12 protein-coding genes are annotated in these 13,948 nt (G+C 69.3%); 4 read left to right on the plus strand and 8 right to left on the minus strand.

What is annotated here, in order from left to right; genetic code table 11:
- Nucleotides 1–22: 22 nt before the first annotated feature.
- From ACFRFC_RS27350 to ACFRFC_RS27375, 6 genes are all read right to left on the minus strand, one after another.
- Nucleotides 23–937 carry a carbohydrate ABC transporter permease gene (locus ACFRFC_RS27350; protein WP_382689485.1) on the minus strand — a complete coding sequence of 305 codons (915 nt, stop codon included), beginning with the start codon at nt 935–937 and terminating at the stop codon, nt 23–25.
- Nucleotides 934–1,866, minus strand: coding sequence for a carbohydrate ABC transporter permease (locus ACFRFC_RS27355; protein ID WP_382689483.1), 933 nt, complete (start codon nt 1,864–1,866; stop codon nt 934–936). Before ACFRFC_RS27355 ends, ACFRFC_RS27350 begins: the two co-directional genes overlap by 4 nt.
- On the minus strand, nt 1,863–3,329 hold the full coding sequence (locus ACFRFC_RS27360; RefSeq protein WP_382689481.1) for an ABC transporter substrate-binding protein: 1,467 nt from the start codon (nt 3,327–3,329) through the stop codon (nt 1,863–1,865). Before ACFRFC_RS27360 ends, ACFRFC_RS27355 begins: the two co-directional genes overlap by 4 nt.
- 119 nt (nt 3,330–3,448) lie before the next feature.
- Nucleotides 3,449–4,546 carry an enolase C-terminal domain-like protein gene (locus ACFRFC_RS27365; RefSeq protein WP_382689479.1) on the minus strand — a complete coding sequence of 366 codons (1,098 nt, stop codon included), beginning with the start codon at nt 4,544–4,546 and terminating at the stop codon, nt 3,449–3,451.
- Between the two features lie 51 nt (nt 4,547–4,597).
- Complete coding sequence (locus ACFRFC_RS27370) at nt 4,598–7,891, minus strand: discoidin domain-containing protein (protein WP_382689477.1); 3,294 nt, start codon at nt 7,889–7,891, stop codon at nt 4,598–4,600.
- A 117-nt stretch (nt 7,892–8,008) separates the two neighbouring features.
- A complete protein-coding gene (locus tag ACFRFC_RS27375) occupies nt 8,009–8,857 on the minus strand; it encodes a FadR/GntR family transcriptional regulator (RefSeq protein ID WP_382689475.1) in 849 nt (282 codons plus the stop codon).
- 439 nt (nt 8,858–9,296) lie between these two features.
- On the opposite strand from ACFRFC_RS27375, the gene ACFRFC_RS27380 reads away from it, so the two are divergent.
- From ACFRFC_RS27380 to ACFRFC_RS27390, 3 genes are all read left to right on the plus strand, one after another.
- Entirely contained in the window at nt 9,297–9,638 is a 342-nt protein-coding gene (locus ACFRFC_RS27380) for a hypothetical protein (RefSeq protein ID WP_382689473.1), read from the plus strand.
- Nucleotides 9,639–9,643: 5 nt separating this feature from the next.
- A complete protein-coding gene (locus ACFRFC_RS27385; RefSeq protein WP_382689472.1) occupies nt 9,644–9,967 on the plus strand; it encodes an L-rhamnose mutarotase in 324 nt (107 codons plus the stop codon).
- A 219-nt stretch (nt 9,968–10,186) separates the two neighbouring features.
- Nucleotides 10,187–10,582 carry a hypothetical protein gene (locus tag ACFRFC_RS27390; protein ID WP_382689470.1) on the plus strand — a complete coding sequence of 132 codons (396 nt, stop codon included), beginning with the start codon at nt 10,187–10,189 and terminating at the stop codon, nt 10,580–10,582.
- On the opposite strand, the gene ACFRFC_RS27395 is transcribed toward ACFRFC_RS27390, so the two are convergent.
- A complete protein-coding gene (locus ACFRFC_RS27395; protein ID WP_382689582.1) occupies nt 10,579–11,577 on the minus strand; it encodes an adenosine deaminase in 999 nt (332 codons plus the stop codon). The two genes, ACFRFC_RS27390 and ACFRFC_RS27395, sit on opposite strands and share 4 nt — an antisense overlap.
- 34 nt (nt 11,578–11,611) lie before the next feature.
- Complete coding sequence (locus tag ACFRFC_RS27400) at nt 11,612–12,568, minus strand: nucleoside hydrolase (RefSeq protein WP_382689468.1); 957 nt, start codon at nt 12,566–12,568, stop codon at nt 11,612–11,614.
- A 231-nt stretch (nt 12,569–12,799) separates the two neighbouring features.
- Here ACFRFC_RS27400 and ACFRFC_RS27405 point away from each other — a divergent pair, with 231 nt between their 5' ends.
- The gene (locus ACFRFC_RS27405; protein WP_382689466.1) at nt 12,800–13,762 is read left to right on the plus strand and encodes a carbohydrate kinase family protein; all 963 of its coding nucleotides are present in this window, start codon (nt 12,800–12,802) and stop codon (nt 13,760–13,762) included.
- The last annotated feature ends 186 nt before the right edge of the window (nt 13,763–13,948 follow it).

Here is a 13,948-nt window from a genome sequence, read left to right on the forward strand (position 1 = left end):
CCACCCGACGGGCGCACCGCGCTCACTCCTTGGTCGCGCCCGCGAGCATCCCGGACACCAAGGTGCGCTGCGAGAAGAGGAACAGCACCAGCACGGGCATGATGGCGACGACGATCGCCAGGGCCAGTTCCGGGATGGTGATGTCGAGACCCGCACCGGCCACCGGGTTGAACGACGGGGTGGAGGTCAGCAGCTGGTTCAGGCCCACCTGAATGGGGAACTGCTCGCTCTTCGGCAGGACGAGATACGGCAGGAAGAAGTTGTTCCAGTTGCCGACGAAGCTGAAGAACGCGACCAGGCCGATCACCGGCTTGGCCAGCGGCAGCGCGATGCGGGTGAAGAGCTGCCACTCATTGCAGCCGTCGATCCGCGCGGCCGACAGCAGGTCCCTGGGCAGGCTGCTCCCGAAGTAGATGTAGACCAGATACACGCCGAACGGATAGAAGGAGAAGGGCAGGATCACCGACCAGACGGAGCCGATCAGATTGAACTGGTTGAGTTCCAGGAAGATCGGCAGCACCAAGGTGGCCTGCGGCATGATCATCGTCACCAGGGTGATCGTCAGCAGCGTCTTGCGTCCCCGGAAGTTCGTCAGGGCCAGCGCATAGCCTGCCGGGATGCTGACGGCAAGGGTCAGGATCAGTGAACCTCCCGAGTAGATCGCCGAATTGCGCAGCCAGGTGACCATCGCGCCGTCCTGGAACGCGAACAGGTGCTGCCAGGCGGCGCCGATCTGCTGGAACGACCCGAAGGAGAGCGGGTTGTCCCGCACCACTTCGGCCGCGGTCTTGGACGGCGCGAGCAGCAGCCAGATCACCGGCAGGACGAAGAACACCAGCAGCAGGGCCAGCAGCAGGCCCACGACGAGGAGGGAGACGACCCGGGAGGGCTGAGGACGCCGGCTCGTCGCCGCCGAGGAGAGAGTGGATTGCGTCATTTCTCATCCAGCTTGAACAGATTCGAGCGGGCGACCAGCAGCCCGGCGGCCACGAGTCCCAGCACCAGCAGGTAGACGGAGATGGCGGCGGCGCCGTTGAAGTCGCCCTGTTGGAAGGCGTAGACATAGGCCAGCTGATTGGGCGACCAGGTGGGGCTCACCCGGCCGAGACTGGCCGTCTGGAGCAACTGGGGCTCGACGAACAGCTGGGTGCCGGTCGCGAACGCCATGATCGTCATATAGACGATCCACTGCCGGATCATCGGGATCTGGATGTGCCAGGCGGTGCGCCAGGGCCCGGCGCCGTCCATCCGGGCGGCCTCCAGCACCTCGTCGGGGATGTTGTTGAGCGCCCCGTACATCACGACCATCCAGCCGCCGGCGCCGGTCCAGAAGGCGATCAGCATCAGGATCAGCGGCAGATTGCCGGGTGCGAGCACGGCCGCGAAACTGTGCATGCCCATGCTGTTGAGCAGCCAGGACACCGGGCTGACGTCCGGGTCCAGCATGAACAGCCACACCAGTACGCTCGCGACCCCGGCGAGGGCGCCGGGAATGTAGTACAGGAAGCGGAACAGCGCCGACGTACCCGGCCGCACCCTGCTGCGCAGCACCACCGCGACGAGCACGACCAGGACGACCAGGACGACCAGCCACATGACCAGGTAGAGCAGCATGTTGGTGAAGGCCGGGACGAAGCGATAGTCCTGCGCGACCTTCACGAACTGGTTGAGCCCGGTGAACTGGCCCTGGTCGTTGGTGAGCGCCATGTAGAACGAGTAGCCCGTCGGGAAGACCCCGAAGGCGAGCAGCAGAATCGCGTAACCGGCGACGAAGAAATAGCCCGCGGGGCCGGCGCCCCCGCGCCGCGGCTTGGTGCCACGGCGCAGGGGGGAGACGGCGGCCCGCTCGGTCTCCAGCAAGGTCATTCGTTGACCACCTGATATCCCTCGGCCTTCGCCTCGTTGCTGATCTCCGTCTGCCAGGCAGGCAGGGTCGACGTCAGGCTCTTGCCCTCGGTCAGGGCCGGCAGGACGACGCTGGACCAGGCGGTGGCGTCCGAGAACCGGGTGTTCGACCAGCCCGTCCACACCTCGCTCGCGGCCTCCTTGAAGGGCTCGCTCACATCATTGGCGAAGTAGTCACTGTTGGCGGGGTTGGCCAGCCACGCCTCGGCGGCCTGGGTGTAGGCCGGGTAGGTGGGCGCGGACGCCTGGTTCTCGTCGGAGGTGGTCAGCCAGGTGACCAGGTCCGTGGACGCCTTGAGGTTGGCGCTGTGCGAGGACACCATCCACACGCCGCCGCCGACGTTGCCGGTCGCGGCCGTGGTCTGGCCCTCCCACTTCAGCGGGGACGCCGCGGCGATCTGCCCCGCCGGGGTCTCGAAGGCGGTCTTGAACAGATACTGCCCGTACCAGGACGGGCCGTACGCCATCAGGACCTTGCTGCCACTCTCCTGTGCGAATCCCTGGCTGAAGAATCCCTTGGTGGTGACCGCGCCCGCGTCGATCAACCCGTCCAGCAGGCCCGCCATGTTGGTGCAGTTCGGGTCCTGGAGGTCGGTGCGCAGGGTGTCCGGCTCCGTCACCTGGAACGCCGGGCACTGGCCGGACCAGAAGTACGACTCATGGGAGTTGGTGTCGCCGACCGAGCCGACGAGGTAGCCGGGGTGGTCCTCGGCGACCTGCTTGCCGAGGGCCTCGTACTCCTCCCATGTGGTGGGGACGTCGTAACCCCACTTGTCCATGAGGTCCTTGTTGTACCAGAGGACGACCTGTGCGATGTCGTTGCGCAGGCAGTAGGTGTGATCGTTGAACTCGCAGGGGGTGAGCGAGCCCTTGGCGAAGCCGTCCAGCGTGCTCTGCGGTACGAGATCGCTGTCCAGGGGCGCGGCGAAGGGCTGCGCGTCGGCCGTCGTGGGCTCGGACGCCCAGGTCACGTCGGTGGGGGAGCCGAACACCACATCCGGCCAGCCGCTGCCCGTCCGGTCGAAGAGCTGCACCTTCGACTGGAGATACGTGGACCCGTCGGCGCCTCCGTCGTACGTGACGATGTCCATCTTCACGTCCGGGTTGGCCTTCTGGTACGCCTCCACCGACGGCAGCCGGGTCGAGTCCGCCCAGACGGTGATCTGCGACCCCTCCTTCTGCGTGACCGGTTCGAAGGCCGCTGCCGTCGAGGGGGAGTCGGTGGTGGTGTCGGCGCTGGCGCAGCCGGTCAGTACGACCGCCGTGGCCAGGGAGAACGCGGCGGCGGCGGTGCGCAGACCGGCGCCGGTGCGGCGCCGGCCGGTCGTCGGAGAGCCGGTCGCCGAAGCGCCGACCGCCGAGGAGTCAACTGTCGAGGAGCCGTTTGCCGGAGAGCCGGCCCTCGGAGATCCGGAAGACCTCATCGTCTTGCCTTTCTGGGTTCTTGCGGGGGACAGGTAGCACGCCTGATGGGGGGTGCCGGCCGCGGTGGAGGTCCCGCTCTCCGTCAACGACGAGGGAGAAAGGGACCTCCACCGCCCGGTCAGCGCGGCTGCTCGACGTACGGCAGCAGCTCGCTGCCGTAACCGAAGTCGAGCGGGAGGGAGATGCCTGGGCCCGTGGGGGCGTGCACCAGGCCCTGTGCGTCCACATGGCGCTCACGGACGACGGTCGCCGCGGTCACCAGGGACTCGTAGTAGGTGGTGTTGGAGATGGCCATGCACAGGTGATGGTTCGGGATGTCCGAACCGTGCACCTCGGCCCGCAGACGGTAGGCGTCGGCGAGGTGTGCGGTGCGCATGGCTCCGGTGATGCCCCCCCGCAGGGTGGTACCGGCCCGTACGCCGAAGGTGGCGGCACCGGCCCGGATGAAGTCCGCGGAGTTCATGTGCGCTCCGTCGGAGGTCTCCGCCACCAGCAGGGGTACGTCCACGGCCGCCGCCAGCGTACGGTACGCGGAGATGCTGAACTCGCGCATCGGCTCCTCGTACCAGAGGTAGTCGGCCTCGGAGAGCGCCCGGCCCAGGCGGATCGCGTCGGGCAGGTCGAATCCGGCCGACCCGTCGTACATGAGGGGGATCGACGGGCCTACGTGCTCACGCAGCGCCAGGCACAGCTCGGCGTCCCGGCGGGCGTCACCCCAGGCGTGCAGTTTGATACCGCGGTAGCCCAGTTCGAGGCACTGGTCAGCCACCTCCAGGAACTCCGTGATGCTGGAGAACGTCGAGGTGGAGGCGTACGCCGGGATCGACTCCCGGAAGCCGCCGAGCAGGCGCCACACCGGCTGGCCGTGGTACCGGCCGGCGAGGTCCCACAGGGCGGTGTCGATGAGGCCCAGGGTGGGGAGCGGGAGTTCGTGGATACGGTCCAGCTCCCACACCCGGTGCCACAGCCACTCCCGCTGGAACGGGTCGGCCCCGACCAGTTCGTCGCGGAAGACCAGATCGACCAGCTCGCGCAGGGTGGTGAAGGCTCCCGGCCGGGCGAACACGGCCACCCCTTCGGCTCCCTCGTCGGTGCCGATGCGCAGGACCGCGCCGTCGCCCACCGGAGCGCTTCCGCTCAGTCCGTCCCGCCACTTGAAGGGAGGGCTGGCCGCCGGAACATCGATCCGGTGAACTTCGACATGGGTGATCTTCATCGTGGCTTTCGTTTTCGATGGGGAACGCGGCGCCCCGAAGGGCACCTCGGGTCAGAACTCGCCGTACACCTGGAGCTCGTAGATGCTGCCGCCGTTGTAGCTGGATCCGGTGACGGTCAGCCGCACGTAGCGGGCGGTGACGGGCTCGTCGGTGAAGGAGTAGTTGGCCGCCGAGGTGGTGTTCTCGGCGGTGTGGTCGTCGAGCGTCGACCAGGTCGTGCCGTCGGTCGAGTACTCCAGGCGGTACTTGTAGCCGCTGGACTTCTCGAACGTGGTCACCACGCTGGAGACGCTGGTGTCCTTGCCCAGGTCGACCTGGATCCAGGACGGGTCGGGCAGGCCGAGGCCCTGGGCCCAGCGGGTGGACAGGTCACCGTCCACCGCCTTCTCGGGGAGGTTCTGCTCCGAGTCGGAGGACGCGGTCACCGGCTGGTCGAGTGCCAGGTTGTGGTCGGCCGGTGTGGTGATGACGGCCGCCTCACTGGGCTCGGAGGTGTTCAGTACGGCGTCCCGGGCCACCACCACGAAGGAGTACTCCGTGTCAGGGGTCAGGCCGGAGACCCGCAGGGTCGTGGCGGTGGTGAGGGCGATCCGCTCGCCGTCCTGGTACACGGCGTAGCCGGTCACCGCGGTGTTGTCGGTCGCGGCCGGCCAGCTCAGCTCGACCAGGCTGGGCAGCAGCGGCTTGACGTCGGGCTTCGCCGGGGTGGAGGGGGCGCTCTGGTCGGCACCGGGGGCCGCGGCCTGGCCGTACACCTGGAAGTCGAAGACGCTTCCGCCGTTGCCGCTGGTGCCGGTGATCGTCAGCCGGACGAAGCGGCCGGTGACCGGCTCGTCGGTGTGGGTGTAGTTGGTCATCGCCGTGGTGTTCGCGGCGGTGTGGTCCTCCAGCGTCTTCCAGGTGATCTCGTCCGCGGACACCTCGATGCGGTACTTGTAGCCGCTGCTCTTCTCGAAGGTGGTGATCGCGCCGTTCACGTCGTACTGGGCGCCGAGATCGACCTGGATCCAGGACGGGTCGGGCAGGCCGAGGCCCTGGGCCCAGCGGGTGGACAGGTCACCGTCCACCGCCTTCTCGGGGAGGTTCTGCTCCGAGTCCGAGGACGCGGTCACCGGCTGGTCGAGTGCCAGGTCGCTGCCGGACGGCATGGTGACCTTGAGCTTCTTGCTCTTGGCGGACTCATTGCCGGCCGCGTCACGGGCGGTGATCGTGAAGGTGTAGGTCTGGCCGGCGGTGAGGCCGGAGAGCCGCACCGAGGTCCCGCCGGTGGCGCTGAAGAGCTTGCCGTCGCGGTAGACGGAGTAGCCCGTCACGCCCGTCTTGTCGCTGGACGCCGTCCAGCTGAGGTCCGCCACCGTCGGGAAGTCGGTGGTCGCGGCCAGGCCGCCGGGTGCGGTGGGCGCCTTGGTGTCGGTGGCGGGCGGGGCCGGGTCGAGGTGACGGTAGGCCGGCTGGAGGCCGGCGTTGTTCACGATCGAGGCCGGCAGCTGGGCGCAGGAGCCGACGGTGGTGTTGCCCGACACGTTGTTGTTGGAGCTGAGGTACTGGACGCTGAAGGCGGGATTGCTGGTGTAGTTGGCGGTGGCGGTGTTCCCCTCCGCGTGGTTCATGAGCAGCCACTGGAAGGAGATGTCACACATGGCGTTGCCGGTGTTCTCCCAGCCGCTGCTGCCCTCGTCGTGGTAGACGGCGCCGTACGCGTGCGCCGGGACGCCGTGGATGTAGTTGCCGGAGACGGTGCCGCCCGGGTTGTTGCTGAGGGTGTAGATCGCGCCGCCGTCGGCCTGCGACTTCATGATGTCGCTGATCTCGTTGTCCGTGACAACGGTGTCCTGGCTGGTGGTCGGGGTGTCCCAGACCGGAATACCGGCGTTGTTCGGGTAGGCGGAGTTGCCGCCCGCGTCGGTCAGGCCCCAGCCCCAGCCCACCGAGATACCGGTGTAGGGCAGGTCGTACACCTTGTTGTGGGTGATCACCGTGTTGTCGGTGTAACCGGCCAGGATGCCCACCGAGCCGTTGTACTGGTCGGCGACCTTGGTGACAACGTTGTTGTCCACCATGGTGTCCTTGGTGATGTCCCGAGGATCGTCGGGGTGGGCGTCGATGGCCTCGACGCCGCCGATCTGGATGCCGGTGGCGGCGATCTGCTGGAAGACGTTGCCCGTGATGTCGGTGCCCTGGGTGCCGGTGTTCAGGTTCAGGCCGACCGCGCCGAGGTGGGTGAAGGTGTTGCCCTCGAAGCCGATGTCATGGCCGTAGCTCACATTGACGGCTCCGGGTGTCTTCTGCCAGTTCAGGCGGGTGGAGTCGAAGGTGGGGTTGTCCTCACCGACCATCCGGAAGCCGGCCTGGCCCTCGATGAGACCGTCGGGCGAGCTGGGGGCGAGCCAGGTGGAGTAGGAGAAGGTGATGCCCTCGAAGGACACATCGGTGACGGGCTTGGCCCGGGTGCCGTCCAGGTTGACCAGATCCTGCACGACCGGCACCGTGACGGTCGCCTCCGCGAGGTTCTGGCCCTCCTCGGGCATGTAGTAGATCTCGCCCGAGCCCTCGTCCAGGTACCACTCACCCGGGGTGTCCAGCAGCTCGCGGGCGCTCTCCAGCCAGGTGGGGTTCTGGATCTCCTGGCCCTGCTGGAGGTGGGCGTTGTCCCAGCAGGGCTGTTCCATCGTCATCGCGTTGCCGGAGATCGACTCCACCCCGCAGCGCTGGAGCTTCCAGCCCCAGCTGCTGACGACCTCCAGGTCCTCGGGGCGCGCGTAGTCGCTGATGCTGCTGTCGGTGAAGGTGTAGCCGGTGGCCGTCTTGCTGAAGCCCGACGGGTTCTGTTCGCTCCGCGCCCGGGTCTGAAGCTCGCCGTCCACGTACAGCTGACGGGTGTCGAGGTCGCCCACGTCGGCCTTGTAGACCGTGCCCGTCGAGTCGGCCGGGGTCCAGCCGGTGATCTGCTTGCCGCCGCTGATGACGGGGCTGGCGCCGGGGGCCGCTTCGTAGATGACCCGGGAGCCGTCCTCGCCCGAGTCCTCGGCGGTGAGGCTGAAGGTGCTGCTCAGCTGGTACGTGCCGGACATCAGCAGCACATGGACATCGCCGCTGACCTTCTTCTTGGCCTTGCGGACATAGTCCCGCGCGTGTTCCAGCGTCTTGAAGGGCTGTGCGGCGGTGCCGGTGCCGGAGTCCTTGCCGGTCGGTGAGACATAGACGTTCAGGCCCTTGGGCGTGGCCGCCAGGGCGGGCGTGGCGGCCAGCGGAGCCGCCGCGGCGGCCAGGGACAGGGCCGCTACCAGAACTCTTCGCAGCGGCACGAGTATTCGTTCACGAGCAGACGGTGCAGACACGGACATCCAATCAGCCTGAATGAGGTGATATGAGGGGAGCCCCGGTCGTCCTCCGGGATTCTCCGGCGTGGGTGGCTCGTGAGGGCGGGGCGCCCGCCACGAGCCGGGGGGTGTGGTGCGGTGCTACGAGGCGGACGTCTCGGGTGACCGCGGTTCCTCCGCGGCACCGGTCCTTCTCGATGGCTGCACCGGTGTGCCGGTGGGGGCCCGGCCGTCCAGGTTGAACAGCCGGTCGCGGATCTTTCGCTCGAACTGACTCTGTGTGGTGGCTATGTGCGCCACCATCAGCTCCGCCGCGAGATCGGTCTCCCCCGCGGCGACCGCCTCGGCTATGGCGAGGTGCTGTTCCGCCGCCACTTCCAGTGACCCGGGTGCGTCACCGTGGAACAGCAGGACATCGGACTGTGAGGCCAGGCGCCGTACTCCGGCGACGCTCGACCTCAGAAACACATTGTGCGAGGCGGCACCCACGGCGTCGTGGAACGCCGCGTCGGCCTCGGCGAAGCCGTAGCCATCGCTGGCTCTGGCCGCCGCGAGTGAGGTCTCGGCACACTCCCGGATGGCCCGGACCTCGATCGGCGTCGCGAGCGAGGCGGCACGGCGGGCCGTCTCCGACTCGATCACCGTCCGGTAGTCCAGGAGCATCAGGACGTCTTCCATGCTCGTCGGCCGGAAGTGCGAGAGCGGGTCGTCCACCAGCCCGCCGGCCGAGTCGGCGACGAAGATACCCGCTCCGCGCCGCACACTGAGCCGGCCGATGGCGGCCAGGACCTTCACCGCCTCGCGGGTGACATTGCGGGAGGCGCCGAGGATCTGGGCCAGCCCCTGTTCCGTGGGCAGCCGGTCCCCGGACCGCAGGTTCTGCTCGGCGATGTAGTTGAGCAGCTGCTCGGCGACCAGTTCGTAACCGGGCCGGTAGCGGCCTGACGCATCATCATTCCCCTCGCCGGACACCTGCGCTGAAGCTCCCACTGCGTCATCCCCCTGAAACGTGCTCGGATTAATCAGGTTCATCGGTGGGGGCAACTATGGCATCGGTGTTACGCGTTGAGAAGAGTGAGGTGGAAACTCGTTGAATCCAGTTGTATAACGCTGGCGTAGCGCGCCAAAAGGGGCATCTTGTGCGAGCTATTGCATACGAGTGATCTGATCCTTAGGGTCCTGCGTGCCGGATGAAGCAGATCCTTCCTCGGTGGACGGCCTGCGGTGGACGGCCTGCGGTGGCGTCCGGACGGGCGGCCGACGTGGCGCCCGTCCGGGCCTGCGATCCGGTCCGCCGCTGGCGCGGCGGGATGTCCGAGCGCGATTCTGTCTCCCGGGCGCACCCCTATGTCCTGGGCGCAGCCCTAAGTCCTGGGCGCGTGTCCGCTCGGGAGCACACCAGTTGGGAGAGACCTCGATGGGAGACCTCATGAGACTGGCACGGCACGGAACGGCGGGAGCGGGACGCGGTCTGGTGTCCGGGGCCGACGGAGCATGGCGCGACCCGCGCCCCGTCGTCGGCGGACTGACGCCCGGCACACTTCCCGGGGTCCTGGGGGGCGGGGTGGCCGTGGGCGCGGTGCTCCCGCCGACCCGGGCGATGGCGGCCGACCCCGTGGTGCGGGGCATCCGCGGACTGGCCGGTGCCGGAGAAATCGTCGCGGCCGTCGGCTGTCCGGCCTTCCCCGCCGTCGGCTCCACGACAGGCATCGCACCGGTCGTGGACGGCGGCATGGACAAACTGCGGCTGCGGCTGCGGAAGGAGGGCTGAGCGGCATGCAGCGCTTCGCCGCCGTGATCCGGCTCCGGCCCGAGAAAGAGCAGGAGTACCGCGCCTTGCACGCCGCCGCGTGGCCTGGCGTGCTCGCCGCTCTCAAGCGGGCCAACATCGGCAACTACTCCATCTTCCTGCGGGACGGCCTGCTGTTCAGCTACCTCGAATACACCGGCACCGACTACGCCGCCGACACCGCGCGGATCGCCGCCGACCCGGTCAGCCGCGAATGGTGGGCATTGACCGACCCGTGCCAGCAGCCACTGGACAGCGCGACCGAGGGGGAGTGGTGGGCCGAGGCGGAGGAGGTCTTCCACCTCGACTGAGGGGTGTGATTCCTGGTCGGAGACGCGGCCGCGCCGCCCGTCGTCGGCGCCCGGGACCCCGTAGGCAGTCGTCGGAGACCTGGACCCCGCAGGGAGTCGTCGGCGACCCGGACCCGGCAGGCACTCGTCCGCGACCCTGACCCCGCAGGCACCGGGCCCGCCTCGGTCACCGTGGCGCCGCGGTCGCGCAGCCCGGCGGCCAGTGCGGCACTGTGCGGTGTGCGGACCTGGACAAAGCTCCCGTCGCCGTCGGCGAGGAAGTCCTCGACGCTGGTCTCGGCGATCAGCCGGGCACGGCCGATGACGACCAGACGGTCGGCGGTCATCGCGGCACTGGTCCACCGCGGCGAGCCCATCGCGCGCGCCCAGCAGCAGCTCACCGCACTCTTCGCGGACCTGCTCACCCGAGCCGGTGCCGCCGGGGCACTCCACAGTGACGCGCCCCCGGGCGAACTCGCCAACTACTGCCTCCACGCCCTGGCGGCGGCGGGCTCCGCACCCGACCCCGCCGCCGTCCAGCGCCTGGTGGACCTGACCTGCGCCGGACTGGGCCTGAGCGCCGACGGGCACACGCGCTCACCGGGCCCGCACCAGCCGAAAGGGCCCGCTTTCTAGAGGGTGCGGGCGGCGGTCAGGCGGTCGAGCAGTTCGCGTTTACGGGACTCAGGGGCGAAGGACGCGCCGATGGAGTTGGCGGCGAGGAGGTCCAGCTCGGCCGGGGTGAGACCGAGGGCGTCCACACATGCGCGCAGATTGTCGTCGAGGTAGCCGCCGAAGTAGGCGGGGTCGTCGGAGTTGACACAGACGGCCAGGCCCGCGTCGAGCATGCGCCGCAGCGGGTGGTCGGCGAGCTGGTCCACCACACGCAGGCGGACATTGGACAGAGGACAGACCGTGAGCGGGATCCGCTCGGCCGCCAGCCGGGCGACCAGCGCGGGGTCCTCCAGACAGCGCACCCCATGGTCGATGCGCTCCGCGCCGAGCAGGTCCAGGGCCTGCCGGATGTAGTCGGGCGGCCCCTCCTCGCCCGCGTGGGCGACCCGCCGCAGACCTGCCTGCCCGGCCGCCGCGAAGACCTCCTGGAAGTCGGCGGGCGGATGGCCGGCCTCGGCTGAACTGAGGCCGAGCCCCAGCAGCGGTACACCGGTGGCCAGGCTCGCCTCCAGCATGTCCATGGCTTCGGCGGCCGGCCGGTCACGCAACACGCAGACGATGATGCCGCCGGTCACATCGAGTTCCGTGGCCGCCCGTGTCATCGCCGTGTGCACACCCCGCAGTACGGTCTCCGCGGTGATCGCGCGGACGGAGTGCGCCTGCGGATCCACGAACACCTCGGCGTGCCGCACCCCGGCCGCATGGGCCCGCAGCAGATACCGCCAGGTCATCTCCTCGAAATCCGCCTGAGTCACCAAGGTGCTCATGTTGGCGAAGTAGAGGTCGAGAAAGGACTGGAGGTCGGTGAACCGATACCGGCCCGCCAGATCGTCCACCCCGGCGTAGGGCAGCGCGATCCCGTTGCGCCGGGCCAGCTCGAAGATGACCGCGGGCTCCAGCGTGCCTTCCAGATGCAGGTGCAGCTCGGCGAGCGGTGCCGGAAGGTCTGTGGATATGCCAGCTGTGTCAAAGGTGTCGGGGGCATCGCTGTCAGGTGCGGTCGTCACTGAGCACTCCGGTCACGAGGTCGAGGAAGCGGTCGAAGTCCAGCTCGGACACCGCCCGGATGACGGGCAGGTCGGTCCGCCCGTGGTGGGCCCGGCGCTCCACGACCGTCATGCCACGGGTCAGCTCACCACGCCGCTCGACATCGCAGCGCAGCTCGACGGACGTCACCAGCGTGGGGTCGATCAGCGCGGCCACCGCGACACTGTCGATCAGCGAGCAGTACGACTGATAGCCGCGGCCCTGTACGTACTCCACGATCCGGACGGCGAGGGCCGCCTCCGGGGTGTGCGCCGCCCGCAGCCGCTCCAGATCGCCCGGGCGGAAGTTGATCCGGGGGTGGGTGGCGATGTCGAGGCCGACCGCCGTGAGGTGGAAACCGGCGTTGAAGACCCGGTGGGCAGCCTCGGGATCGACGAAGACGTTCCACTCACTGACCGCGTTGTCCCCGGTGGCCTGGGACCAGGCGTACGGGGTCAGCCCGTAGGCCCCGCCGATGACGACCAGCTCGGTCACCTTCTCCGGCAGCCGCGGGTCGATCTCCAGAGCGAGGGCGAGGTTGGTCAGCGGGGCGAGGGCGGCGATGGAGATGTCACCGGCGTGCGCGTCGACCGTCTCCACGATGAGCCGCGGGGCCGACCGGGGGTCCAGTGCCCGGGTCGAGGCGGGGAAGTGGGACTCGGCCAGCCCGTCACTGCCGTGCGAGAAGGGGTCGACGGGATAGTCGCCGTCCAGTGGCAGCAGTGGGCCCTGGCCGACCGGAATGTCCTCACGGCCGAGCAGGTCCAGCACACGCATCGCGTTCGCGGCGGTCCGGTCCGATGGCAGGTTGCCGGTCGCCGCGGTCACCGCGAGGGTGCGCAGCGCGCGCGACCGGAGGGCGAGGGCGATCGCGAGGGCGTCGTCCATGCCGGGGTCGGTGTCGATCAGCACATTCTTCATACGTGCCTGTCTGTAGCGGTGGTGGGTGCTCGGGGCGCACGGTGGCATCGGAGCACAGGGGACGTCGGAGCGTGGGTCACACCGGAGCGGGTTGTATCGGGGCACGGTGGCGTCGGGACCGGTGACCGAGGAAGGCCCGTGACGAGGTGAGGGTAAAGCCGTGAAAGGTATGGTAGGCATGACAACAAGAAGAATCAACGGCTGCTGTCGTCGCCACGGGAGGAAGCCGCCATGTCCCCCATCCCCGAGGGCCTCGAAGGCCCCGAACGCCAGGACCCTGTCGCGGTGTTCTCGCATGTGGTGACCGACGAGGTGTACACCCCGGACGGCCGCCTCCAGGCGCGGACCGTCGGCGGGGCGGGCGCGTACGCCGCCGTCGGAGCGAGCCTGGTCGCGTCGGCCTGGCGCACACTGATCGTCTCGGGTGCGGGCGCCGCCGACCGAAAGCGGCTGACCGGCTGGTTCCGCGAGCGGGAGATCGATCCCGGCGGGCTCTTCGAGGTGGGGGAGCACAGTCCGGTCACCCGGGTCCGCTACCGCCCCGACGGGGAGCGGGTGGAGGACTCCCGGTTCGGGGACGCGCACTTCGCCGCCCACACCCCCTATCCCAGCCGGATGCCGGTCGAGCCGAAACGGCCGGCCGGAGCGTATCTCTTCCATGGTGTGGATGTGCCGGGCACGGGTGTGCGCTTCTGGCGCGAGGTGCCGGATCTGCGCGCCCGCTGCGCGGGTCCCGTGCTGTGGGAGATCGCCGCCGACGCCTGCGCGCCGCGGCAGCTGCCCCGGGTGCTGGAACTGGCCGCACTGATCGACGTACTGTCCCTCAACGTCGCCGAAGCCGCCGCCCTCACCGGTCGCGCCGATCCGCTCGACGCGCTTGACCTGCTCAGACGCACAGGACTCACGGTCGTACTGCGCTGCGGACCGGCCGGTTCCCTGGTCCACCACGAGGGCGAGCGCGTACGGGTCGGCGTGGCTCCGGGGCGGGTGGTCGACCCCACCGGTGGTGGCAACGCCTACTCGGGCGCCTTCCTCGCCGCCTTCGCCGCGAGCGGCGACGCCGTGGCCGCCGCCCGGCTCGCGGCGAGCGCCGCCGCCCTGGTCATCGGGGAGTACGGCGCCCCCGCAGTCGGAGAGCCGACCCGCGCGGAGGTCCGAAGAGGCGCCATGGAAGTGCCCACGGCGGCCACCTAGCGCCGGATTCCGCCCGGACCCGCCCGGCCCCCAGACCGTGCCGCCGTCGTCCCGGCACTGGAATCGACGACCCCGAAACCGCTGACCTGGGCATGGCCGACCGAGTAACCGCCGACCCCGAAGCCGCCGACCTCGGCATGGCCGACCCAGTAGCCCCACCGACCCCGAAACCGCCGACCCGCTACC

This window comes from Streptomyces sp. NPDC056734 (assembly GCF_042790455.1).
Taxonomy (GTDB): domain Bacteria; phylum Actinomycetota; class Actinomycetes; order Streptomycetales; family Streptomycetaceae; genus Streptomyces.

Coding starts and splice junctions, on each gene's coding strand:
- ACFRFC_RS27385 (WP_382689472.1), top strand. CDS start 9,644: ATGCAGCGCTTCGCCGCCGTGATCCGGCTCCGGCCCGAGAAAGAGCAG.
- ACFRFC_RS27355 (WP_382689483.1), bottom strand. CDS start 1,866: ATGACCTTGCTGGAGACCGAGCGGGCCGCCGTCTCCCCCCTGCGCCGT.
- ACFRFC_RS27370 (WP_382689477.1), bottom strand. CDS start 7,891: ATGTCCGTGTCTGCACCGTCTGCTCGTGAACGAATACTCGTGCCGCTG.
- ACFRFC_RS27405 (WP_382689466.1), top strand. CDS start 12,800: ATGTCCCCCATCCCCGAGGGCCTCGAAGGCCCCGAACGCCAGGACCCT.
- ACFRFC_RS27350 (WP_382689485.1), bottom strand. CDS start 937: ATGACGCAATCCACTCTCTCCTCGGCGGCGACGAGCCGGCGTCCTCAG.
- ACFRFC_RS27380 (WP_382689473.1), top strand. CDS start 9,297: ATGAGACTGGCACGGCACGGAACGGCGGGAGCGGGACGCGGTCTGGTG.
- ACFRFC_RS27360 (WP_382689481.1), bottom strand. CDS start 3,329: ATGAGGTCTTCCGGATCTCCGAGGGCCGGCTCTCCGGCAAACGGCTCC.
- ACFRFC_RS27365 (WP_382689479.1), bottom strand. CDS start 4,546: ATGAAGATCACCCATGTCGAAGTTCACCGGATCGATGTTCCGGCGGCC.
- ACFRFC_RS27400 (WP_382689468.1), bottom strand. CDS start 12,568: ATGAAGAATGTGCTGATCGACACCGACCCCGGCATGGACGACGCCCTC.